This window comes from Rheinheimera sp. F8 (genome assembly GCF_001518915.1).
In genome coordinates this window covers 3915812-3938602 of the sequence record NZ_CP013656.1, presented here as the reverse complement: position 1 = coordinate 3938602, position 22791 = coordinate 3915812, and the positions used below count along the sequence as shown (strand labels likewise).

22 protein-coding genes are annotated in these 22791 nt (G+C 46.6%); 10 read left to right on the top strand and 12 right to left on the bottom strand.

Annotation, left to right across the window (positions count from 1 at the left end; translation table 11 throughout):
• Positions 1 to 31: 31 nt before the first annotated feature.
• The 3 genes from ATY27_RS17525 to ATY27_RS17515 all read left to right on the top strand — a co-directional run bounded on the left by ATY27_RS17525 (position 32) and on the right by ATY27_RS17515 (position 2188).
• A complete protein-coding gene (locus tag ATY27_RS17525; RefSeq protein WP_208931894.1) occupies positions 32 to 778 on the top strand; it encodes a 1-acylglycerol-3-phosphate O-acyltransferase in 747 nt (248 codons plus the stop codon).
• A gap of 5 nt (positions 779 to 783) precedes the next feature.
• Complete coding sequence (gene rraB / locus ATY27_RS17520; RefSeq protein ID WP_244151352.1) at positions 784 to 1152, top strand: ribonuclease E inhibitor RraB; 369 nt, start codon at positions 784 to 786, stop codon at positions 1150 to 1152.
• A gap of 241 nt (positions 1153 to 1393) precedes the next feature.
• Positions 1394 to 2188, top strand: a complete 795-nt coding sequence (locus tag ATY27_RS17515; RefSeq protein WP_208931891.1) for a THxN family PEP-CTERM protein — start codon at positions 1394 to 1396, stop codon at positions 2186 to 2188.
• Between the two features lie 155 nt (positions 2189 to 2343).
• On the opposite strand, the gene ATY27_RS17510 is transcribed toward ATY27_RS17515, so the two are convergent.
• The 5 genes from ATY27_RS17510 to pepA form a co-directional block, all read right to left on the bottom strand.
• Entirely contained in the window at positions 2344 to 3153 is an 810-nt protein-coding gene (locus tag ATY27_RS17510) for a THxN family PEP-CTERM protein (RefSeq protein ID WP_208931889.1), read from the bottom strand.
• A 269-nt stretch (positions 3154 to 3422) separates the two neighbouring features.
• The gene (locus ATY27_RS17505; protein WP_208931888.1) at positions 3423 to 3632 is read right to left on the bottom strand and encodes a hypothetical protein; all 210 of its coding nucleotides are present in this window, start codon (positions 3630 to 3632) and stop codon (positions 3423 to 3425) included.
• A gap of 116 nt (positions 3633 to 3748) precedes the next feature.
• A complete protein-coding gene (locus ATY27_RS17500) occupies positions 3749 to 6613 on the bottom strand; it encodes a valine--tRNA ligase (protein ID WP_208931887.1) in 2865 nt (954 codons plus the stop codon).
• Positions 6614 to 6639: 26 nt separating this feature from the next.
• Complete coding sequence (locus ATY27_RS17495) at positions 6640 to 7071, bottom strand: DNA polymerase III subunit chi (protein ID WP_208931885.1); 432 nt, start codon at positions 7069 to 7071, stop codon at positions 6640 to 6642.
• Positions 7072 to 7128: 57 nt separating this feature from the next.
• Complete coding sequence (gene pepA, locus ATY27_RS17490) at positions 7129 to 8637, bottom strand: leucyl aminopeptidase (RefSeq protein ID WP_208931884.1); 1509 nt, start codon at positions 8635 to 8637, stop codon at positions 7129 to 7131.
• Between the two features lie 194 nt (positions 8638 to 8831).
• On the opposite strand from pepA, the gene lptF reads away from it, so the two are divergent.
• Entirely contained in the window at positions 8832 to 9947 is a 1116-nt protein-coding gene (gene lptF, locus ATY27_RS17485; protein ID WP_208931882.1) for an LPS export ABC transporter permease LptF, read from the top strand.
• Positions 9940 to 11007: an LPS export ABC transporter permease LptG gene (gene lptG / locus ATY27_RS17480; protein WP_208931881.1), complete on the top strand. Its 1068-nt coding sequence runs from the start codon at positions 9940 to 9942 to the stop codon at positions 11005 to 11007. Before lptF ends, lptG begins: the two co-directional genes overlap by 8 nt.
• Before the next feature lie 9 nt (positions 11008 to 11016).
• Here the strand turns inward: lptG and ATY27_RS17475 are convergent, their stop codons facing one another.
• Positions 11017 to 11514, bottom strand: coding sequence for an RDD family protein (locus ATY27_RS17475; RefSeq protein ID WP_208931879.1), 498 nt, complete (start codon positions 11512 to 11514; stop codon positions 11017 to 11019).
• Between the two features lie 136 nt (positions 11515 to 11650).
• On the opposite strand from ATY27_RS17475, the gene ATY27_RS17470 reads away from it, so the two are divergent.
• The 4 genes from ATY27_RS17470 (at position 11651) to ATY27_RS17455 (ending at position 15990) form a co-directional block, all read left to right on the top strand.
• A complete protein-coding gene (locus tag ATY27_RS17470; RefSeq protein WP_208931877.1) occupies positions 11651 to 12112 on the top strand; it encodes a hypothetical protein in 462 nt (153 codons plus the stop codon).
• A gap of 129 nt (positions 12113 to 12241) precedes the next feature.
• Complete coding sequence (locus ATY27_RS17465) at positions 12242 to 13519, top strand: tyrosine-type recombinase/integrase (protein ID WP_208931876.1); 1278 nt, start codon at positions 12242 to 12244, stop codon at positions 13517 to 13519.
• A gap of 7 nt (positions 13520 to 13526) precedes the next feature.
• Positions 13527 to 14798, top strand: coding sequence for a site-specific integrase (locus tag ATY27_RS17460; protein ID WP_208931874.1), 1272 nt, complete (start codon positions 13527 to 13529; stop codon positions 14796 to 14798).
• A gap of 211 nt (positions 14799 to 15009) precedes the next feature.
• Positions 15010 to 15990, top strand: a complete 981-nt coding sequence (locus ATY27_RS17455) for a hypothetical protein (protein ID WP_208931872.1) — start codon at positions 15010 to 15012, stop codon at positions 15988 to 15990.
• A 412-nt stretch (positions 15991 to 16402) separates the two neighbouring features.
• Here the strand turns inward: ATY27_RS17455 and ATY27_RS17450 are convergent, their stop codons facing one another.
• Positions 16403 to 16984: a hypothetical protein gene (locus ATY27_RS17450; RefSeq protein ID WP_208931870.1), complete on the bottom strand. Its 582-nt coding sequence runs from the start codon at positions 16982 to 16984 to the stop codon at positions 16403 to 16405.
• 414 nt (positions 16985 to 17398) lie between these two features.
• Positions 17399 to 17593, bottom strand: coding sequence for a type II toxin-antitoxin system ParD family antitoxin (locus ATY27_RS20035; RefSeq protein WP_208931868.1), 195 nt, complete (start codon positions 17591 to 17593; stop codon positions 17399 to 17401).
• A 617-nt stretch (positions 17594 to 18210) separates the two neighbouring features.
• Between ATY27_RS20035 and ATY27_RS17435 the strand changes: the two genes are divergently transcribed.
• Positions 18211 to 19659, top strand: coding sequence for an SIR2 family protein (locus ATY27_RS17435; RefSeq protein ID WP_208931866.1), 1449 nt, complete (start codon positions 18211 to 18213; stop codon positions 19657 to 19659).
• A gap of 131 nt (positions 19660 to 19790) precedes the next feature.
• Here the strand turns inward: ATY27_RS17435 and ATY27_RS17430 are convergent, their stop codons facing one another.
• From ATY27_RS17430 to ATY27_RS17415, 4 genes are read right to left on the bottom strand one after another with little or no spacing between them, the layout of a single operon-like run.
• On the bottom strand, positions 19791 to 20435 hold the full coding sequence (locus ATY27_RS17430; RefSeq protein ID WP_208931864.1) for a uracil-DNA glycosylase: 645 nt from the start codon (positions 20433 to 20435) through the stop codon (positions 19791 to 19793).
• 2 nt (positions 20436 to 20437) lie between these two features.
• Positions 20438 to 21568, bottom strand: coding sequence for a nucleoside triphosphate pyrophosphohydrolase family protein (locus ATY27_RS17425; RefSeq protein WP_208931863.1), 1131 nt, complete (start codon positions 21566 to 21568; stop codon positions 20438 to 20440).
• Positions 21565 to 22197, bottom strand: coding sequence for a hypothetical protein (locus ATY27_RS17420; protein ID WP_208931862.1), 633 nt, complete (start codon positions 22195 to 22197; stop codon positions 21565 to 21567). The genes ATY27_RS17425 and ATY27_RS17420 overlap by 4 nt, the downstream gene beginning before the upstream one ends.
• Positions 22197 to 22664, bottom strand: a complete 468-nt coding sequence (locus tag ATY27_RS17415) for a TIR domain-containing protein (RefSeq protein WP_208931861.1) — start codon at positions 22662 to 22664, stop codon at positions 22197 to 22199. Before ATY27_RS17415 ends, ATY27_RS17420 begins: the two co-directional genes overlap by 1 nt.
• Between the last annotated feature and the right edge of the window lie 127 nt (positions 22665 to 22791).

Here is a 22791-nt window from a genome sequence, read left to right as displayed (position 1 = left end):
ACTGCCGACCTGATTGAAATGAGGTTATGCCGTGTTAGCTGTCATCCGAATTATTTTATTGGCTGTATTTATTGTCATCACGACGGTGGCAGGTTTGGTGTTGTGTCTGGCCCGGCCTTTTCACCGTGAGAATGTTGGTGTGGTGTCAGGCTGGTATGGCAAAGCCAGTAAGATTTTAGGCGTGACGGTTGAAATCCGCCGCCATCCGGCTGTCACTGCGGCGATGCCTTGTGTATTTCTGGCCAATCACCAGAATAATTATGATTTGTTTACTATCAGTGGCGCTTTGGTGCCGGGCACTGTCACCATCGGTAAAAAAAGCCTGAAATGGATCCCGTTTTTTGGCCAGCTGTATTGGTTCCTCGGCAATATCCTGATTGACCGCAATAACAAAAGCAAAGCCGTTGGCACCATGCAAGGCGCTGTCGAGCGTATCACCCGGGATCAGCTGTCAGTCTGGGTGTTTCCGGAAGGGACGCGTAGCCGCGGTCGGGGATTGTTGCCATTTAAAACCGGCGCCTTTCACATCGCCCAGCAGGCTCAGGTTGGTATAGTACCGATTTGTATGAGCAGCACCAGCAGCCAGATCCGGTTAAACCGCTGGAATAATGGCCGCATCATTATCGAGTTCCTGCCACCATTAAGCCCGGCCGAATTGCACGCGCCAGTACGCGAAATCGCCAGTCAGGTGCGCGAGATGATGGCAGCGAAAATTGCTCAGCTTGATAGCGAGTTAAGCAGCGATTACACTGCGCAGACTACAACTGTCACAGGATGATCCAGATGTCTGAAAACTGGCAAGAATTTACCGAAGAAACCGTCAATGCACTGTTGGAAGACGGCAGCGATCCGGATGCCGAGTACACAGTCGAACACCATTTTTATCATGCCGATTTTGCTCAGCTGGAAAAGCTGGCAGTAGAAGTGTTTAAACTTGGGTTTGAAGTCACTGATGCAGAGGAAGTAGAGTTTGAAGACGGCGGCAGCGCCTGGGTATTTGACGCGATCCGCGAACAATCGCTGAATGCCACAGATATCACTGCTGATGCAATCAAACTGGAACAACTGGCACAAAAATTCGGTATCGAATATGACGGCTGGGGTACCTACTTCGAAGGTGACGAAGAATTTGAAGAGGATGACGAAGAATAACCGCTTCGTGCCGACCTGACCGAAAAAGGAGCTTTTACCAGCTCCTTTTTTTATAGGTGCCGGTTTTGCCGCTGAGTCAATAACTGTCAATAAAATTTACGGAAAGCAAATTAGGTACATTATAAATCACTGAATTAGAAAGAACTTTAATTTTGGTCCGGTTAATGCTTACATGTTTATCAGGACACCGAAGCCGTACCCAGATGTCTATAGTATCGAATTCGTTCTCAAGGAGAAGATCATGAAAAGATTAATCAAAACTACAGCACTGGCTTGTGCGTTCTTATTACCGCAGCTCGCTCAAGCGGCATTGGTCACTCAGTGGGAATATGAAGTCGCTTCTGAGTGGACTGGTGCAACCTTTCAGGCTCTCGGTGATGGTACAACCAGCACAAGCAGCTCTGTACTGAGCTGGGGCGCTGATGGCGGCAGTTATAGCAGCAGCCCGAAAAACCGCAGTGCTCTGGTGATTAGCAACAGCCCACAAAGCGGCACTGACTTAGTCACCAACAGTATGATGCCGGTTCTGACTAACGTCATTACGCACTTCAACAACATTCTGGCCGGTGGTACTAAAAGCCTTGAAACAGCGCTGTTAAAAACCACGTTAAAACTGAAACCTTTCCTGCCAACGCCTGAATCAGCGTTGCCTACCAAAACATTAAATTTCACCATCCGGTTTATTGAAACACCAAACGATGGCAGTTGCGGTTTTGACAGCTCGTCAAACTGCGATGACATCTTTGTGATCGAAATCGGTGATTTGGTCAGCAGCTTCATTTACGACGGCGTTAAGTACACCACAGCGGTTGTTGAAACTACTTCAAGTCTGACAGGCCTGAGCCCGGCAGCTTGTGCTCAAGCAGGTGCTGCTGCAGGTTGCCTTGGCTTTAAAACCATTGAACAAGCTGCAACTGCTGCAATGTTTGGTCTGTTGATCAACGGTGTGGAAGTGTCAGCACCAGCCGGCACTGGCGCATTGGGTCTTGGTCTGTTATCACTGTTCATGTACGGCCGTCGTCGCTCAGCGAAATAACTGAAACGGTCAGAAAAAAGCCTGCATCTGCAGGCTTTTTTGTTTCCAGAGCCATCCTCGAAGAATGATGCCGTCAGGCTGCGCTTGGTGGATATCACTTCATAAACCTGCTTTCGAAAAAAAGGCTCCGCAGAGCCTTTTTCGCCAGAATTTGATCAGGCTTTTTTACGCAGACGTGCAGACAAGCTCAGCCCTAAAACTGAAAACGCCAGTAAACCCAGTGTTGCTGGTGCTGGCACTGTGATTTTCTCGCTTTCAATGGTGAAGCCAAACTGAGCTGTAGTGTTTTGACCTTCAACAGTCTGGAAGCCAACACAGTTAGGCGCTGAATTGGCAATAGCACAAGCTGCTGCTGACAAACCGCCCAGAGTTTGTGTGGTTTCCACCAGTTTTACAGTGTATTTGAAACCATCGTAAATGAAGTTAGTAACCAGACTGGCCGGGTTGTCGATGACAAAAATGTCATCGCAGGCACCAGTGCTGGCAAAACCACAGTTCGCGGCAGAGCTGGTATTGCTGGTTTCTTTAAAACGGATATCAAAGTTCAACACTTTAGGCGGGAACACAGGCCCAATCACCGGCGCCCATGGCTGTAACTGCAGTGAGGTGGTTAACACCGCGCTGGTTAACGTTGAGTAGCCATTCAGGACGTTGTTGTAGTGGGTGATGGAATTGGTTAATGACGCATTAACAGCGTTTGTGTTTGCAGTGGCAGGCGCTGCCATACCAGCGATCTCAAGTGCACTGCGGTTTTTCGGGCCAGCACCTTTGTAAGATCCGCCGGTCGCTCCCCAACTGATCACGTCGTTGCTCACTGAGGTAGAGCCGTTACCAGAAGCAGAGAACACTACAGGTTGTGACCAGTTAGAAGTTGCCAGATATTGCCATTGAGTGACCAGACTTGCAGATGCTGTCATTGGCACTGTAGCGACTGCCAGTGCGGTGGCAGCGATTAATTTACGCATAAGACTCTCCATGTGAATTGTATTTTGACCTTCAGACGAAACTACATGTCCGCGCTAACATTGGCAAAAAATGCGCCACAATTTATCTAATTGATAAATATGAATAATTCACGAAATTTGATATACAGCGTGTATAAAATATGGACATTTGTTAAGTGTTGTAATTCAACATGAGGGAATGAAAATGACGCGGGTGCAAGTGAAACTGAATGGAATAAATTCTATGCTATGTCGTGTTGTTCTATTGCGGCGTTCAAGTTGCGACTGACTTAGCGTGACAATTGCTGCAATAGGGTTACAGCGTGAGAGGATGAGGCATCGTCGGTGTGTGCGTGGAGTGTGGCTGGATGGCCTTTTACACCGGTCTCATGCAGTGGATCTATGTTGTCTGCTACCGGGCTCGCGTCCTGCAGCTGCATTGACAGTTGTTGCCGGAAAAACGCATTTCGACGCAGTAACAGTTTTTTATAGGGTAACATGGCCAACTCCGCTTGATTGTGATCCTCAGCCTAGTAGTTGTTGATGGCAGATTTATGACAGTGGCCGGATAAAAAAGGCGACCCTCAGGTCGCCTCGTGGAATCGTAAAAACGTTATTACAGCGCAGCGATCTGTGCTTGCTGTGCCAGCAGTTTGGCGACGGCGGCTTCGGCGTCGGCCAGTTTCTCGCGCTCTTTCGCCAGTACCGCTTCCGGTGCTTTGGCGACAAAACCTTCGTTGGCAAGCTTGCCGGCGACACGGCTGACTTCCTGCTGCATCTTCTCCAGTTGCTTGGCAATGCGCGACAGTTCAGCGTCTTTGTCAATCAGGCCGGCCATTGGGATCAGCAGGTCCATCGCGCCTAACAGCTGTGTAGCGCTCGCAGGCGCTGTATCTGCATCAGTTAATACCGTGATGCTGTCCAGTTTGGCTAAGTTCAGCAGCAGGGCGCGGTTTTGCTCCAGGCGACGGCTGTCTTCCGCCGACAGATTGCGCAGCAACACCGGCAGTGGCTTGGTTGGTGCAATATCCATTTCACCGCGGATGTTACGAATGGCCAGAATAAAGCCTTTGACCCATTCGATATCGGCTTGCGCAGCAGTGTTGACCAGCGCGCTGTCCGCTTGCGGATAGGATTGGTTCATAATACTGATGCCGGCGCTGAAATCTTTTTTCGCCAGCGGCGCAACGCGTTGCCAAATCTCTTCGGTGATAAATGGCATGATTGGGTGCATCAGACGCAGCAACGATTCCAGCACTGTTACCAGTGTCTGGCGGGTGCCGCGTTGTTGCGCTTCAGTGCCTTTGAACAGCACAGGTTTTGTCAGCTCCAGATACCAGTCACAGAACTGGTTCCAGGTAAATTCGTACAGCGTGTTGGCCGCCATATCAAAACGGTAGCTGTCGAGGTACTGCCGGAACTGCGTCACTGTTTCCTGGTACTGGCTCAGGATCCAATGATCAGCCAGCGACAGTTCGATGTCGCCGCCGTTCAAACCGGTGTCTTTGTCTTCAGTCATCATCGTTACATAGCGGCTGGCGTTCCACAGCTTGTTAACGAAATTGCGGTAACCTTCCAGGCGCTTCATATCCCAGTTGATATCACGGCCGGTGGACGCCAGTGCCGCTAAGGTGAAGCGCAGCGCGTCAGTGCCGGTGGCTTCAATACCTTCCGGGAATTGTTTTTTCGTCTGATTGCCGATTTTTTCCGCCAGCTGCGGCTGCATCATGTTGCTGGTGCGTTTTTCCAGCAGATCTTCGAGGCTGATGCCGTCAATCATATCCAGCGGGTCGATGACATTGCCCTTAGATTTCGACATTTTGTCGCCGTTTTCGTCGCGGATAAGACCAGTCACATACACAGTCTTAAACGGTACTTGCGGCTTGCCGTTTTCGTCTTTGATGAAATGCATCGTCATCATAATCATCCGGGCTACCCAGAAGAAAATGATGTCAAAACCAGTCACCAGCACGTCGGTCGGGTGGAAGGTTTTTAAATCTTCAGTGTTGTCTGGCCAGCCCAGCGTGGAGAAAGTCCACAGGGCTGACGAGAACCAGGTATCTAACACGTCGTTGTCCTGACACAGCGCAACGCTGTCGTCTAAGCCATGTTTGGCGCGCACTTCGGCTTCATTGCGGCCAACATACACTTTGCCATCTGCAGCATACCAGGCCGGAATACGGTGGCCCCACCACAGTTGACGGGAAATACACCAGTCCTGAATGTCACGCATCCAGCTGTAGTACATGTTCTCGTATTGTTTTGGCACAAACTGGATGTCGCCGTTTTCCACGGCTTCAATCGCGGTTTTGGCCATTGGCGCGACGCGCACGTACCACTGGTCGGTCAGCATCGGCTCGATCACCACACCAGAACGGTCGCCGTACGGCAGCGTGTTGGTCAGCTCTTCAACTTTATCCAGCAAACCCAACGCATCTAAAGCGGCAACAATGGCTTTACGGGCGGCGAAGCGCTCTAAGCCGGCATATTCAGCCGGAATAGGCGCTTCCATTGCGGTATTTTCTTCGCCGTTGGTGAAGAAACATTCGCCGGTGGCGCGGATAGTCGCATCCGGTGTCATCACGTTGATCAGCGTCAGACCATGACGTTTACCAACTTCATAGTCGTTAAAATCGTGCGCCGGGGTGATTTTCACGCAGCCCGAGCCTTTGTCTTTGTCGGCATGTTCATCAGCGATAATCGTGATGCGGCGATTAACCAGGGGCAGCAGAATGTCTTTGCCAATCAGCGACTGGTAACGCTCGTCGTCCGGATTGACGGCAACGGCGGTGTCACCGAGCATGGTTTCCGGCCGCGTGGTGGCGACCACGATGTAATCTTTGCCATCCAGCGTTTTCACGCCGTCAGCCAGTGGATAACGCAGGTGCCAGAAATGGCCGCGTTGTTCTTTGTTTTCAACTTCTAAGTCTGAAATCGCGGTATGCAGTTTCGGATCCCAGTTCACCAGGCGTTTGCCGCGGTAAATCAGGTCATCTTCATACAAACGCACGAACACTTCCTGTACAGCGTTCGACAGGCCATCGTCCATGGTGAAACGTTCTTTATCCCAGTCAACTGAGTTGCCGAGGCGGCGCATTTGCGAGGTGATAGTACCGCCGGATTCGGCTTTCCATTCCCAGACTTTTTCGATGAAGGCATCACGGCCCATGGCGTGACGATCTGGTAAGCCAGCGGCAGCGAGTTTGCGTTCTACCACCATTTGGGTGGCGATCCCGGCGTGGTCGGTGCCGACCTGCCACAAGGTGTTTTTACCCAACATGCGTTTGTAGCGGGTCAGGGCATCCATGATGGTTTGCTGAAAAGCATGGCCCATGTGCAGGCTGCCAGTGACGTTTGGCGGCGGGATCATGATGCAGTACGCGCCGTTGCTGTTGTCACCTGACGGTTTGAAATAGCCTTTGCTTTCCCAGGCGTTGTACATCGCCTGTTCGATTTGACTTGGATTAAATGTTTTTTCCATGGTATCTGCCTGATCTCATCAACAACTTATTCCGGGGTACGCGTTTGCGGTTCCACCCCAAGCTGACGGTAATGTTTAAATTTCTGTCGCGCCGCGGCTTTGCCTTGTTCAGCCGCCGGCACAAATTCGATGATCTGACTGAAGCGGTTGGCAAAAGCGGGCACAGTGTCGGTGAGGTTAATCAGCACCTGGCGGCTGGTCCTTGGACCTTGCCAGCTGATCTCGACCGGAGCCCCACGGGCCGGGCCTTCGCCTGCCAGGTTGTGTGGCACAAAGCGTTCAGCGTCAAACTGCCATAATACCTCATCGACCGCCTCGGCGTCTTGCTGATTTGGGCAGTAGACAAAGACGCGCTGGTTGGCGCGAAACAAATCGGCGCACAGCTGGCAGGTCAAAGCAAAATGAGCCGGCATGCCTGCCAGCTCATCTTGTTGCAGCAAATAAAATTGCACTTGCATTAATAGGTACTCATCAGCACAGAGGGGAGGGCCAGCAGAATATGCCGGCCACCACTGTTAGTCTTGTGGATGATGGCCAGCGCGGTTAATTAAAAACTGCGTCAGCATCGCGACCGGTCTGCCGGTTGAGCCTTTGTCTTTGCCGCCACTGCGCCAGGCGGTGCCGGCGATATCCAGATGCGCCCAGTTATATTTGCGGGTGAAACGCGACAGGAAACAGGCGGCAGTGATAGTACCGGCGGCGCGGCCACCCAGGTTGCTGAAATCCGCAAACGGGCTTTCCAGCTGATCCTGATAATCGTCCCACAGCGGTAAACGCCAGGCGCGGTCGCCACTTTGCTCAGACGCATTCAAAATCTCATGCGCCAGCGGATTGTGGTTACTGAGTAAGCCAGACGCATGTTTACCGAGTGCGATGACACAGGCGCCGGTTAACGTTGCCACGTCGATGACCACATCCGGATCAAAACGTTCGACATAAGTCAGCGCGTCACACAGCACTAAGCGGCCCTCAGCGTCGGTATTCAGCACCTCAACCGTCTGACCCGACATCGTCGTCAGAATGTCACCCGGGCGATAGGCGTTGCCATCCGGCATGTTTTCCGCTGCGGCTAAGACGCCGATGATATTCAGCGGCAAGCCCAACGAGGCGGCAGCCTGCATAGTGCCAAGCACAGAGGCGGCGCCACACATGTCGTATTTCATTTCATCCATCGCATCGGCTGGTTTAATGCTGATGCCGCCGGTGTCAAAGGTCAGGCCTTTGCCAACCAGTACCACCGGCGCGCTGTTGTCGGCGGCGCCCTGATAATGGATCACGGCCATCGCCGCCGGATTTTCCGAACCACGTGCCACGGCGAGATATGAATTCATCCCCAACGCCGCCATTTCGGCAGTGCCCAGCACTTCCACTTTGACTTTGTCTGACAGCTCGGTCAGCTTTTTCGCCTGCTCAGCCAGCCACAGTGGCGTACAGATATTCGGCGGCATATTGCCGACGTCTTTACATTGCTTGATGCCTGCAGCGACTGCCAGACCATGTTCGACGGCTTTCTCGCCGATAGTCAGGTCACGCCGGGTCGGCACGTTAAAGACGATTTTACGCAGCGGGCGGCGCGTTTCGTCTTTTTTGCTTTTTAACTTATCGAATACGTAGAGGCAGTCTTGCGTCGTTTCGACGGCATGCCGGACTTTCCAGTAAGTGTCGCGGCCTTTGACATGCAGTTCAGACAGGAAACAGACCGCTTCCATCGAGCCGGTCTCGTTCAGTGTACTGATAGTTTTGGCGATGATCTGGCGGTACTGGCGTTCATCTAATTCACGTTCTTTGCCACAACCGACCAGCAGCACGCGCTCACTAAGCACATTCGGCACATGGTGCAGTAATAACATCTGGCCCGGTTTGCCTTCAAGATCGCCCCGACGCAACAGATTGCTGATGTAACCTTCGCTGATTTTGTCCAGCTGTTCGGCCACGGCGGACAGCCGGCGCGGCTCATAAACACCAACGACAATGCAGGCACTGCGTTGTTTTTCCGGACTTCCGCTTTTAACGCTGAACTCCATGGGGACTCCTGATTCAAAGAGACAAATTGCAGCAGCGGGCCGGACTCGGCGCTATGCTTGGGAAGACGCTGGTCGGGGCCAATAAAAAAGCTCGGAATCCGCTGCAGTTTCGTTGATAATAATTGCTATAAATATCCAGTTTACTTAAAAATTACCAGCGTGCCAGCAAAAAGACAGGTTTTTAGGGGGCTTTTTTGATTGTTTTTCGCTACTTGATTGGTGAAGTCTTTAAATCTCAGCTCGCGGTATTTCTGATCCTGATCACCATCATCTTAAGCCAGCGCTTCGTGAAAATACTGGCCGACGCCTCAGAAGGTGAATTACCGGGCCAGTTGGTGCTGACTTTGATTTCTTTGAAATTACCGCAGTTGGCGGTGCTGATCCTGCCTTTAGCCGCTTTTTTAGGCGTTTTGGTTGCCTACAGCCGCATCTATGCCGAAAGCGAAATGACGGTGTTACATGCCACCGGCATCAGCGAATGGTATGTCACCCGGCTGACACTGATCCTGAGCCTGGGGATGGCCTTGGCCGCCGGTGGCCTGATGATGTATTTAAGCCCGTGGGCGGCCGAACGAGAATACGAAATTATGGCCAAAGCCGATGCCGATTCCGGCCTGTCGACCTTGTTACCCGGACGTTTCCAGCAAACCTCCAATGAAAAAGCCGTGGTATTTGTGCAGGACATGAACCGCGACGGTACACAGTTATCCCGAGTATTTCTGGCGCAATCGGCCAGCGAAGATAACTTAACCGGCTCCGTGGTGTATGCCGAAACCGGCGCCATCGCTGAAGACAATAACGGTGCGCAGCGGCTGGTGCTCAGCAACGGCCGGCGTTATGCAGGTTCTGTTGATGCGCCGCAATTCGACGTGCTGGAATTTGGCCGCTACGACATTCAGATCCGCGAACAGCAGGTCGAGCAGCGCCGGCGCAAGCTGAGCTCGCTGCCCACGGACCAGCTGCTCGCTATCGACAGTGCCGAAGCCAAAGCCGAGTGGCACTGGCGGCTGGCGATCCCGTTGTCCATTCCGATCCTGATGTTACTGGCAGTGCCACTGAGCCGGGTTAATCCGCGCCAGGGTAAATTTGGTAAGTTATTGCCGGCGTTGGCGTTATTCCTTGGTTATTACATTTTGCTGATTGTCTGTCGCAACCTGATTGAAAATGAAAAAATTCCGGCGGGGCTCGGCATGTGGTGGATCCACGCCATGGCTTTGCTGCTTGGCGTATTTTTATTGCTGCAAAGCCGCGCCGGTTATCAGCGTTTTGCCGCCCGCCTGAATGGCCGGGGCCGGAGGCAACATGCTTAAAATTATTGATTTGTATATTGGCCGGATCATTTTATCCACCACGTTGCTGAGCCTGACCGTGCTTTTGGTGTTATCCGGTATGTTCCGTTTTATCGACCAGTTACGGCTGACCGATCGCGGTGACTACACAGTGTTGGTGGCAGCGATGTTCAGCCTGTTTACCATTCCCGGCGATTTGGTGACGTTTTTCCCGATGGCAGCGCTGATTGGCGGCCTGATTGGCCTCGGCATGCTGGCCAGCAACAGCGAGCTTGTGGTGATGCAGGCGGCCGGGTTGTCGCGGCTTAATATCATCAGTTCGGTGATGAAAACCGCCTTGCTGATGATGGTGCTGGTGATGGCAGTGGCCGAGTGGGGCGCGCCGACGGCGGAGAAATTCGCCCGTGAACTGAAAGCCAAGGCCATTTCCGGCGGGGATTTATTGGCCGCGCAACAAGGCGTCTGGGCCAAAGATGGCGATGATTTTGTTAATATCCGCCAGGTGTCAGACGATGGTGCGCTGAAAGACATCACCATTTTTGAATTCACGCCCGACTTAGCGCTGCAGGCGATTGTACACGCCCGCGCCGCCAGTTTTTTTAACGGCGTCTGGCAGTTGCAGGACGTCAGCCGGCTGGCGTTTCGTGATGAAAAAATTGAGAAACATCATTGGCCTGAGCAGCGCTGGCGCTCAACGTTAACGCCGGACAAACTTGGCGTCATGTCGATTAAACCGGAACTGCTGAGCTTAAAAGGCCTGGCCGAATATATCGAATACCGTCAGGTCAATCAGCAGGAGAGCAGCCGCTATCAGCTGGCGTACTGGCGTAAAGCCACGCAGCCGCTGACGATTGTGGCGATGTTGCTGTTGGCGTTGTCGTTTATTTTCGGCCCGTTGCGCAGCGTGACGATGGCAGCGCGCGTGCTGATGGGCATTCTGACTGGTTTTGGTTTTTATATGGCCAACGAAGTGTTTGGCCCGGTCGCGCTGGTGTATCAGCTGCCGCCATTGTTGGGCGCTATCGCGCCGAGCGCGCTGTTTATCGGCATCGCCGTCTATCTGATGCAAAAACGCGGGTAGGCCCAAGGCCTACCGCGCATCCCTATGTAAATTCAATGCGCTGCTTTGTTCTTTTGTCAGCACCACCACGATGGTGCCGGCCAACTGGTCCTGCAGCGCCAGGCCTTTGCCCCAGCGCACCCACAACCAAAAATTACCAATGCCGCCTAATGCTGTCAGTAAGCGAATAAGCGCCTGACGCATAGTCACCGGTTTACCATCGGCGCTTATTAACAACATCCGCCAAGCGCGCATGCCGAGTGTCTGGCCGGCTTTGACCCAGAAATACAGATAAAACCACAAGATACACGCCGTGCTGTACAGCTGAAACCACAGCGCATGTTTTTGAATATATTCCGCTTCATCCTGATAGCCCTGCAGGGAAATCACACCGGCTTTGGCCAGCAATGCCACGACAGCCAGCGCCAGCGCCATGGCAAACATCCAGATCGCACAAATGACCAGCAGGTCGTACATGATGGCAGACAAACGGCGCAGCAGGCTGGCGCGGGGGGCTTCAGTGTACATACAAACTCCAGTTCAGAACCGGCGGCAGTCTAGCATGACGGTTGGCAGGGCGTCAGCCACGGCGGCTCGCCAGACTTGCCCGCTGTGTGAAATTCAGGCAAATTGACAACGTTGTCAATTGCGCAGGAACGCAGCCATGTCACTTTTGTTAAGCCGAACTAACACGCAAATCCGCCTGTGCACCACGCTGTGTGCCTTGTTATTGATCAGCAGCGCCAGCGCCGAAAACGCCTGTAGCAGCAAAGAGCTGCAGGGCAGCTGGGAGCTGCAATCCGCGATTTATCGCGACCAAAGCGGCAAAGTAGTGGCTGAAATCAAAGATCAGCAGACTAAAAGCCGTAAACTCATCGCCGGCCGCCATTTCAGCTTTATCACCTGGGCGCCCGACGGCAAGTTCCAGGTCGCCGCCTCCGGCAGTTTCAGCGCCGACGCCAGCGGCTACCACGAACAGGTCGACGCCACCTCGCTGCCAAGGTTGCAGGGCAAAACCTATCATTTCCAGTGCAAAATCAGCGGCAACAACTGGCTGCACCAGGGGCTGGAAGACGGTACTCAGATTGAAGAGCACTGGGCACGTGTCAGCGGTGGAGCGCAATGACACAACAAAGACAAAGCGGATTTTGAATCGATTGCGCTTACGATTTATACCTTGATAAACAACAAGTTATAAATCAAAGGGGCAGACTTTACACGGACTTTACATAAAAGTCTGTGTCTAGCAGTCGTTATGGCCACAGTAATTCATCGAAAAAAGCTCTCACCAACCCTCTCAATCTTCGTGCAAAGCAATTCAGCAAATTGGATAGCGCGAATGAAGGTCAACCAAACTTATATATCACGCACAACCAAAACAAGTTGCGAACAGGAAGCCACAGAACGTGCTTTCAGGCTGCTGATTGAATATGAGATCAGGGTTAATTCTAACCTGATGCTGGTAAATAACAAGCGGTTTGGGCTTGTGGCCAGAAAAGTCATCAGCAATATGCAAACAGCCCTTGGTCTAGGGCAAGGCAAAGTCATCTACGCTGATTACATCAACGCCTTATGCAAATACCATATCCCCTTTTTCGAAAACGTCGCTATCACCCATATTGATGACGAACTATTGGCAAAATTTAACCAATGGCGAATCGAAAAGCTTGGCCGAGTCCCCGCCAAATCGACGATCCTGAACCACAACGCTGCTTTTATGCAGATTTTTGACTATGCGGTAAAGAAAAAATGGCTGTTACCAAGTCAGGTGCCGACACTGGAAAACAAGGGAGTGAGCGGCCAACGCAGAGCTGCATTGAGCCCCCAAGAATACCTGACTGTACGAAAACAAATTGAACAATTGATGCTCAACAGCAGGAAAGAAGTAACTCGGCAAATCAGAGAGTTACTACTCGACTATATGGACTTTGCGATATGCACAGGAATGCGGCCAGGGACTGAGATTGATCAGTTAACTTGGTCTGACCTACAGCCGGAACTAAACTACTCAAAATTGCTGTTCTTCGTTGCTGTCCGAAAAGGTAAAACCACCAAATACACAGGAACCAGAGAGATCGTTTGCAAGGAGGCAGTCGTTAACGTCATTAGCAGACTGACCAGCCGCTTTCCTCATCGACGAGCGGACGACAAAATCTTTGTCTTACCCTGCGGTAAACCAGTGAAAGAGCTTCCAAGACATTTTGACAGAGCGCTAAGTGAGACAGGATTGAAAGAGTCAAAACAAGGCCAACGCACCCTCTATTCACTCAGGCATAGCTACATCACTTGGGAGCTAATGGCTCAAAACGTCACAATTGACGTCATTGCACGTCAATGCGGGACTGGTATCCAGATGATTGAACAACATTACAGCCATGTGGTGCCGAAAATGTTTAGGTCTAAACTTTCAGGCGTTGATTTGGGTGAAGATTTAAAGGTGACAGCAGAACTTAGCGATGTAACCTACACGACAAAGTTATTGACAGAAATGGGAATTTGGATGAAAAACTACCGCAGCAGGCAATACATATAGGACTAGTATGGGGCGCGTAGTCAAAGCATTAGATCTCGGTGTTGATGGCTTGAATGTTTCGCTTCACAGCGACTCAATTTACTGGCGCGCCAGAGTTCGGCTACAAAGTGGCAAATGGATCACCAAATCGCTTAAAACTGAATCTGAAAAAGATGCGACCGTACTGGCTGTAAAGCTGCATACCGAACTAACTTTGAACGGTTCGAGTACGTCTAAAGGAAAGGGACATTCCTTTAGAAAGCTTGCTGATGAAGTGATCAAAGAGATTGAGTCTAACCCGTCGAATAATAAATCTGAAAAGCACTATGCCAGTTTAATTACAAAATTTACTGAACATTTTTTTAAAGACTTAGAGATTGAATCAATAACGAACAAAAATATTCAGGATTATTACAGATGGCGTGAAGCGACTTACGGTGCATTATCAAAGTCTTCGCTAAATAAGCACAATATTGCCTTGAGAAAGGTTTTTACCAGAGCAATAGGTAAAGACATACCCATAAGAATTGATCTTCGAAACCTCGAAAATAATGGTAGTAAGGCTAACCCGCGAGACGCATTTACTCTTGAAGAAATTGACCGCATCCAAGACCATTTGATTGCGACAAAAAAGACCTCACCAAACCCCAATGAGAGAGAAACTGCAGCGATACTGTTCGACATCATGGAATTCATCTTATGCAGTGGTGTTCGAGCTGGAGAGGAATACTACAACGTAAAATGGGGTGACATTCAGATAACACTCGAAAATGGCATACCTGCACTCAGAGTGATCATTAAAAAGGGTAAAACGGGCCCGAGAGCAATTATTGTTAGAACCAGCTTCATTGCCGCTATAAACCAAATGGCCAAAAATTTTCCAGAGCGGACGAAAGACGATTACCTATTCCGGTTCAAAGACGGCACGAGGCCGTCGAAGGAAAACATCAGTAGGTATTTCACCAACGTATTAAAGCGGCTCAACATCAGGCTCGAGGGTGAAAGCGTTAAGACTCTTTACTCGCTGAGACATTCATTTATCACGTGGCATCTGATTGACGGCATTGAGACATTTTCATTAACGAAGCAATGTGGAACCAGCGTCAGTATGCTGGAAAAGCACTATGAAAAAGTCAAAGTTGAGGATGAAATCGCGCGACTGTCGGGGATAACGAATATCTCGGACAAGTCAGAGAATGAATATTCAGCAACCAAAGAAGCATCTGAAAAATATAAGAAGAATGCTGACAGGCTGTACAAAGAGCTCTTAAATAATTGTAAAGAAAGAGGTTTTCCTTGATGCCGAAATATGAAAAAATATATTAAATACAATTCCTACATTGACATGAAAATGCTTAGAGTGCTTTGAACTTGAAGAGCAAAGCCAAACATCGGGGATTAAACCAACTTACAGTTAAGTTACTGAGAGGTTTTATTTGCCTCTTTGAGAACGTATACATAAATAGAATTTAGATATACGAATCAACAACTATTGAAACGGACTTATATATATGACATCGAGAGTATTTCTCGGGCTGAGTAGCCCTAGTTTTTATGACTACCAAAACAAAGCTAGCAGAACTAAAAATGATAGATATTCTTCACCTAACCCTATCCTTGAGAATGCTCTAGGATTATCGGTTTTTTACGACGAAATATGGTTTCTTTGCGAAAGCCTCTGCCCTCAATCGCTCAGAGAACATGGAAAAATAAAATTTCTAGACAAAGAATTGGTTAATAACAGACCGGAAGAGATTCCTGTTTTTCATAAAACAATTGAAAACAGTCAAAATAAAGTTTATGACATTAACATCAGCCGAAACTTATACGATGACTACATCGAGAAAGTCGCTTCAGCGGGAGTAAATTGGTGGGATGACGAAGGTCGAGCTATCGATAACCATACTCACGAGCTATTAGTTCTTTTAACTCAACTTAACGGGAACTCTAGCAATATCAATAATGTTGCTATCGATATTGCAATTTGCAAACAGTTCGAGAATACGCTTGGATTTGATCTAGCATTAAATTCGTACTCAAAAGAAATATTCAGATTGATGCATCCAACTCATCTACAACCAACAGAGCAAAAAAAATCAGAAATCGATATTTCAACTCAAGTAGTAATGGCATATATACAAAACTGCACAACAAAATTCGGTCCTAATTCAAACGTATTCGATGCAGTATCGAATAGCAAATATTGTTCAGAATTCCGAAGATACATTTCATATAAAAAACTGCATGATGCTTATCTCTGTTATAACGATGTAGTTGACGAAATCAATACCACAATACGAAAAGAGATCAGGGCAGCAGCGGACCGTAATCACAGCACAAAAGGCTTAACTAAATTATTTATTGAGGCAGCAATTGATTTTATTGGGGCAGGACTATACATAAAATCTAGTCAGTGGTTCTCTTCACAATTAGCTCCAAAACCAACAGGAGCAGCTGCATTCATACTCGACCTAAAAGACTCAATTTATTAATAACCAATACTTATCTATACTAAAAATATAATAGTAAATTTAGCTACAATTCATATTAAATCACTTTAATAGATATTAAAGTAAGTTAAATAACTGGCTTTAATTGTTCTACATAAAAACTGCCTGTTGTGCCGAAAATCAGTTTTCTGGCTTTGAAACTATAATCACCAGAAACACAGTAGCCCGTGGAATGCGCGATTCACATACCTGCGAGAACCAGACCACAAGGCCTCGCAAGAATACAGCAGTATTTCGCACAGTTATTTAGCTTAGGTCAATAAATGCCATGAACTGTGTCACAGTAAGTACGCATGTAACTGTTGGTCAGCAATGTGCAAGAAATTATGTTTAGCTCCACTGAAAAATAAAGATACTGTTTTGATAGTTCCAATAATAATTATTAAAATAATTATTATTCTTTGCACAAAACCGGCCAGCCATGATTTACCCGCCATGCGTGTTCTACAGCACAACGCCCAGATTTCGAGTTCATCAATAACTCAACTCGTAACCTGTCATTCTCCAAAATGTCTGTAAAACAATTTGATGAGAAGTAACGAACAAACCATTTTCTATTGCTCAAGGGATAATGACTAAGCCCAAGTGCTCCAGTTTTGTTGTTGTTGAGCGCAAAATGAGAGCGGATACGTGAAGTAACATTTGCTTCATGCCCGTTATAAATAACAGTGATTCCCGACGAGTCAGAACAAAGCAGAGTTTCACCAAATACCTCCATGTTACTGTGGGTTAGCAACCCGATATTGCAGCCCTTTTGGGGAAGCGATGGCGGTTTCACAACATCATGGAGTTCTTCGTAATTCATATCTACCAGAAACCAATACCACCCAGCGGCTGCATTTCTCCATTGAGTCGCGAAAGGTTTATTTTTGGCCCATTCAGCTAAAAACAGGTTTTCGTCCCATTGATGGCTATCGCCAAATTCAATCTCTTTGCTATGTAACCAGACATACTCGGCAATTTCTTCTATTTGCATCAATAAGTCCTTAATCAATAAGTCCCCTTAAGTTATAAGTTGACATGAAAGAATGCGGTTGTCATAGGTGGCGATTAATAAATTTCTGCACGCTCTGGGCCTGAGTCTGGGTTATCAGCTAGCGCCAGCATTTTTCTGTCCAAGCACTCTAAATATGCCCTGGCCTGAATGCTACCCCAATTGGTAATTGTCACCGGGGAAATTTCCCGAAGGTCTGTCTCAGCCAGCCGAGAAAGACGATAACTAAATAACTGTGCAAAATACCGCTACATTCATGCCGAGGTCATGCAACGCGGCGATTGCGGGGATGTAGAATTCGGATTCCCATATTTTCTTGGGTAGTAGCCGATTCCGCCGAAAACCAATTTTCTGTCCAACGCTCAGTTTTGGTGTAGCACAATTAAAATCAGTTATTTAGCCATTCATGCTCTGGTTCACTTCGTCAAAAATATCCAGCGCACTCTTTGGCGAATGTTCACCAGCAGATAGCTGTTCAAAGCCACTTGCAACTTCCGGCCGCAAAACATCCAACTGTTGCATCTTAAACATGTCTTTTTCAAACAATAATCGTAGACCGTCGCGAATAACCTCGCTGGCTGAGGTATACAACCTGACGCAACCTTTTCGTTAATGCGTTTTTCAAACTCACTGCCTAATGTGATGTTCATATCGCTCCCCCAAAGAGCGTATTACATGAACATTATGCGCATATTACGCAGTTAGCGACGTCAAAAGCTGCTCAATTTCCACACATACTCAAGCATGTTGATTTGCACTCAAAACTGGTCTCCCCTAATGTCTATCGCCGCTAACTGATCGTGAAAATAGTTATATGCTGAGGTTCTAGTGGCTACTGCCCATTAGCAAAAAAATTCTATGCTAAAGCCGAGATTGAACACTTTCGAATGGAAGACTAAAAAAGAAAAATTAGTAACTTTTCCGCCTCCAAATGTGGAGAAATATTTTTCTATATTGCAACTCTAAATCAAAACAAATATTTATATTTTATTGAATTTAGTCTAAAAAGCGGGTAAGTTAAAATGAAAATTCTAAATGAAAAACGGCGGCTACTTACAGGCCCAGTTTAGTAATTGAGAAAAACACAACTATATTAAAGACTATTTATTTTACATTTAACGTGGTTTTTATGTGAGACTCGAATAACAAAAATATACAATTCGAAGAAACATTTACTTCGCTGGAATTTAAATTAAAAATGGATTTATATGTTAAAAGCAATTACTGACCAACAACGCCAAAGACTTTTGAATGAACTACTGAAAGATCTAGCAGAAGATAATCTAGCTATCTTCGCAGGCGCGGGCCTATCTGCACCTGCTGGATTTGTTAGTTGGTCTGAGTTGCTTCGTCCTATCGCAGAAGAACTCGAACTTGAAATTGAGAGAGAAACTGATTTAGTGGCTTTAGCACAGTACCACTGCAACTCCAACCTAGCTAATCGAGGTAAATTAAATCAGTTACTTATTAATGAACTGTCTGCAAATGCCGATGTTACAGATAATCATAAGATACTTGCGAGACTTCCAATATCCACTTATTGGACAACTAATTATGATAAGCTGATTGAAAAATCTTTGATAGAAAACGGAAAGAATCCTGATGTAAAACACAGAGTAAAACAATTAAGTTTTACCAAGCGAGGACGCAACGCCATTGTATATAAGATGCATGGAGATATAGAACATCCCGACGAGGCCGTACTAACAAAAGATGACTATGAATCATATCATATTAATATGCAGCCATTTATAACTGCTCTCAGTGGTGATCTTGTCTCGAAAACTTTTTTGTTTTTAGGTTTTAGTTTTACAGACCCAAACTTAGATTACATATTAAGCCGTGTACGCGTTGCATACTCCAAAGATCAACGACAGCATTATTGTATTCAAAAAATCGTCGACCCGAAGCCTGATGAAGCTGAAGCTGATACAGAATACCGAAGAAGAAAACAAGAGCTTTTTACGCAGGATTTATTACGTTTTGGTATCAAGACAATATTCGTAACTAGTTACCTAGAAATAACGAACATTCTTCGACAGTTAGAATGGGCATACAGAAGAAAAACAATTTTCATTTCCGGTTCTGCACATGAATATGCTAGGTGGAACTCATCTACTGCCGAAAATTTCATTTATTCACTAGCAAAAGACATAGCCAAATTGGACTTTAAAATTGTTTCTGGCTTTGGATTGGGTGTCGGTAGTTCAGTAATTACTGGGGTACTAGAGCATGTTTATATGAATGGACAACGTTTGGATTCTGAACAGCTAATACTTAGACCATTTCCTCAGTCTGCTGTTGGTGCTCGACCCATAGCTGAAGTTTGGCATGATTACCGCACTGACATGATTTCACATGCAGGCATAGCTATTTTTCTATTTGGAAACAAGTTAAAAGATGGAGAAGTCGTTATAGCGGATGGTTTGCTCAAGGAATTTGAAATAGCGAAATTTCATGGTTTGTTATTGTTACCAATCGGTGCAACAGGATATGCAAGTAAACAAATTTACACTAAGCTATTGGACGAAGGATATTTTGATAGTGATAATTTTCCGAAAGAAGCTAGGGCATATATTGATCAAATTTGTGATGAACAATCTGATTTGACTACAATTCAGCATGCATTATTTTCAGTGCTAGCGTCATTAAAATAAATATTCTTCAAATGTTCATATGTTTTACTAACCTAATTTTTTTCTAAAGTTTTAAATTAATCCTGGTATTTTTATTAATGTATTAACGTTAATTACAGCAGACGGTTTGCAAATACGAAATTGTTGATAGTTTAGCGAGAGACAATTTTATAAAGTTCAGATATTTGAGTTTCAAATTTAGTCTGGCCTCCGTAGCTTGGATGCCGTACGGAGATAACTTGTTGGTTTCTGGTGAGTCTTTGTACGGCGGTTGCAGCATCATTACCAATTGCAACAATCCGATTAGGTCGAAGTAATATTATTAATTCTCTTAAAATTTCTTCCCCAGCCCTACGTTCTTGAGAATTATGTTGTCTATTCGAAAAGGGCTGACCAGATTCATGGGGGTGAAGGGGAAAAACGTTCCAGAGAAAAATTCGTGAATCAATTCGATTAAGCATTCCCCATAATATTGCAGCAGTTCTCTCTGCCACAGCATCTCCTAGGGTAGGTCTCTCGTTAGGCAACTCTATATTCCATCGTTTAGCATGTTGAATTATATTAACCTCATCTGTGAGTGCAAGACCGGTTCTTCTGCCACCACGATATCCGAGATCTCTACCTACCCAAATAGCATCGACTGGTTCTTCAATAGCTTTATTGAGCATTGCAGATAACATCAAAGCGCGTATCCTCGGTGCATCGTACTTATCATAGACTTGGCAGCGATCTGAATATGGATTAAAGCAATTATCAAATTGCAGCGAGGCTACTTGTTCAACAAGCGGGTGTAACATTTTTATTTCCCTACCGATTCATATCGAATTGTTCGCAGCTCACGATCGCATATAACCCATCCCCCATTATTAATTTTTATTTGGCGGAACACTTCATATCCTTCAAGAATAGCTTTTTCCCACAATTTTAGCGGACACTTTTCAACCTCGTAACCGCTTACAAACTCACTTATCGTCTTTAAAATTCCTAAAGGAACTCGTTCTTGCCCTTCAAAAAAATTTAGCTCTTTCGCTTTAGTAAAAATCCATGCAGTTAGTCCTTCCTCGACGACTATGGCCCGACCACTATCTTGTTCTTCATCACATTTCGCATTGCTTTTTCTTTTATGTTTAATCAATGCACGAATAACTGGAGACCAATGTAATATAGCAACATATGCCAAATGAAAAACATCGTGAAAGCGATAGCCATCTTGGTCAGCTATGTTGTCTGTTAAAGGATCGCCAATAAATACACCGTTTAGCTGTAAGTAACTTTTACCACTTCTACGTTGACTTATCTTTATCTTCAGCAATTTAGGTAGCTGCTCATCTTCACTATATCCACAGTCAAAGTCTAATCCAATTAAATCTTCGGCCTTAGGCTCAAGAAAAGCACCTCTTGCTTTTTTTATATTCAGTCGTGCAACTTCAGAAAATGCAAGTTCTGCTGCATGAATAGCATCTAGATAAGCTCGCGCAAATTCAACTAATTCGTTGAAAAGTGGTTTCGTACCGAGCATAGTTGCAGCTGATTTACCAAGCCTAACCAAGCTATTCTCGAGGCTTATGGGTTCACCACTAGGCATCGAGATGTATGCAATACCACCTCTTGAAAGATCACTTAAAGCACCAACTTTAGAAAATTCGTCACAGGATACTGCTCCGGAAAAAACATCCTGAAGGGGGATGTCGAGTCGCCTGCAAATTGCTGCCAGGTACCATAAAGTATCACCGAATTCTTCCTCTGCAGCATGCCTAAACCCTGGGTATGCATTTTTGTCACGAACAAGCTTTTTGGCTGTTGACATAATACCGCCAACTTCACCGTACAGGCCTTGTAGAATTGGATTCAAATCATCCTTTTTAAGGATATCTGTTGGAGCAACTTGATTTTCATACTCCGAAAATAAAAGAAATCCCTCTCTCTTCATTTTGACTTCCTCAAACTCAACCACTCAAATGGAGCTCCCTGATACCCGTTGACGCCAAGACTCCCAAGCCATTGTTCAAAAGATGCTAGTAGCTGCAAATCATTAAATGCAGTAAATCCAACCCCTGACTTACAAATACTACGGCCTTTTGAGTCAACTAACTCTTTGGGAATTTTTGGACCTTCTCCACCAAAATACACATAATGGTCGCTTACAAGCACTCTATTTACGGCAGTGTCACGTCTTACGTGATTTGGGTTCAGTTGACCATTGTTATCTGAATGGAAAGAATCGAGCTGATTCCATTTTAAAAGCGGCGTCTCTCGATAGTAAATGTTATCCCCGCAGCTCTGTTTGCGACTGCCATTTCTATATGGTTTTTTTATTTGAAAGCGAGCATCTCGGCTATAGTCATCAAATGACATGATTTCTGTAACTTTCATTGCATAAACTAAGCGTCCACCGCGTCGTACTTTTCTGTCATTACTACCGCTTCCCAAAATCCAATCACCTACAGACGCGCTCTTTCTTATCGGAGGCTTACAGGTTGCGAGAGTGCAGTAGTTATAAAACGGGTTTGGAGCAAAGCCGCTATCATATCGGACTACATATGAATAAATTTTTGCCATTAGCAAGGATGCCTTTTCAGGGGTACAGCACCATAATCACCACCGTCAGTTTTCTCCCAGCGGTCAACTCCGTTTATGGCGTTTACAATCGAATCACCGCTCCAACCGACCATAGCATCCGCATATTCTTTTAGGGCCTCTGGTAGCTCACAGTCCTTTTGTCCATGCTCCCAAACACCTATAATTCGTTTGCCTTGCTTGGCAGCATATTCAATTTCCCAGTTTACCCATTCACTGTTCTTTGTCTCTGGAGTTACGTAGCAAATAAATATACCAGCCCAATTTATTGCCGGAGCTAAAATCTGAGTTTTGATATAATGTTCATCTGTTGCATTGTTAAATTTCCCTGTATGAATGGACGAGTCTCTCATATAAATTCCTTTCGGGGACAACAGATCTTTCAGCTTTTGTAATCCATGATCATCTTTGTGGACATGGCTTATAAACACATTTCTCAAATCACTCATCAACATTCCTTATCTGTGAATTCAATATTTTCAGTAACCAATAAAAAGCATTTTAATAATTGTTAACGTGCTTTCTGAGTGAGCACCAAAACGATTAACACTCGTTTTTGAAGCATTTTAAGTTAAC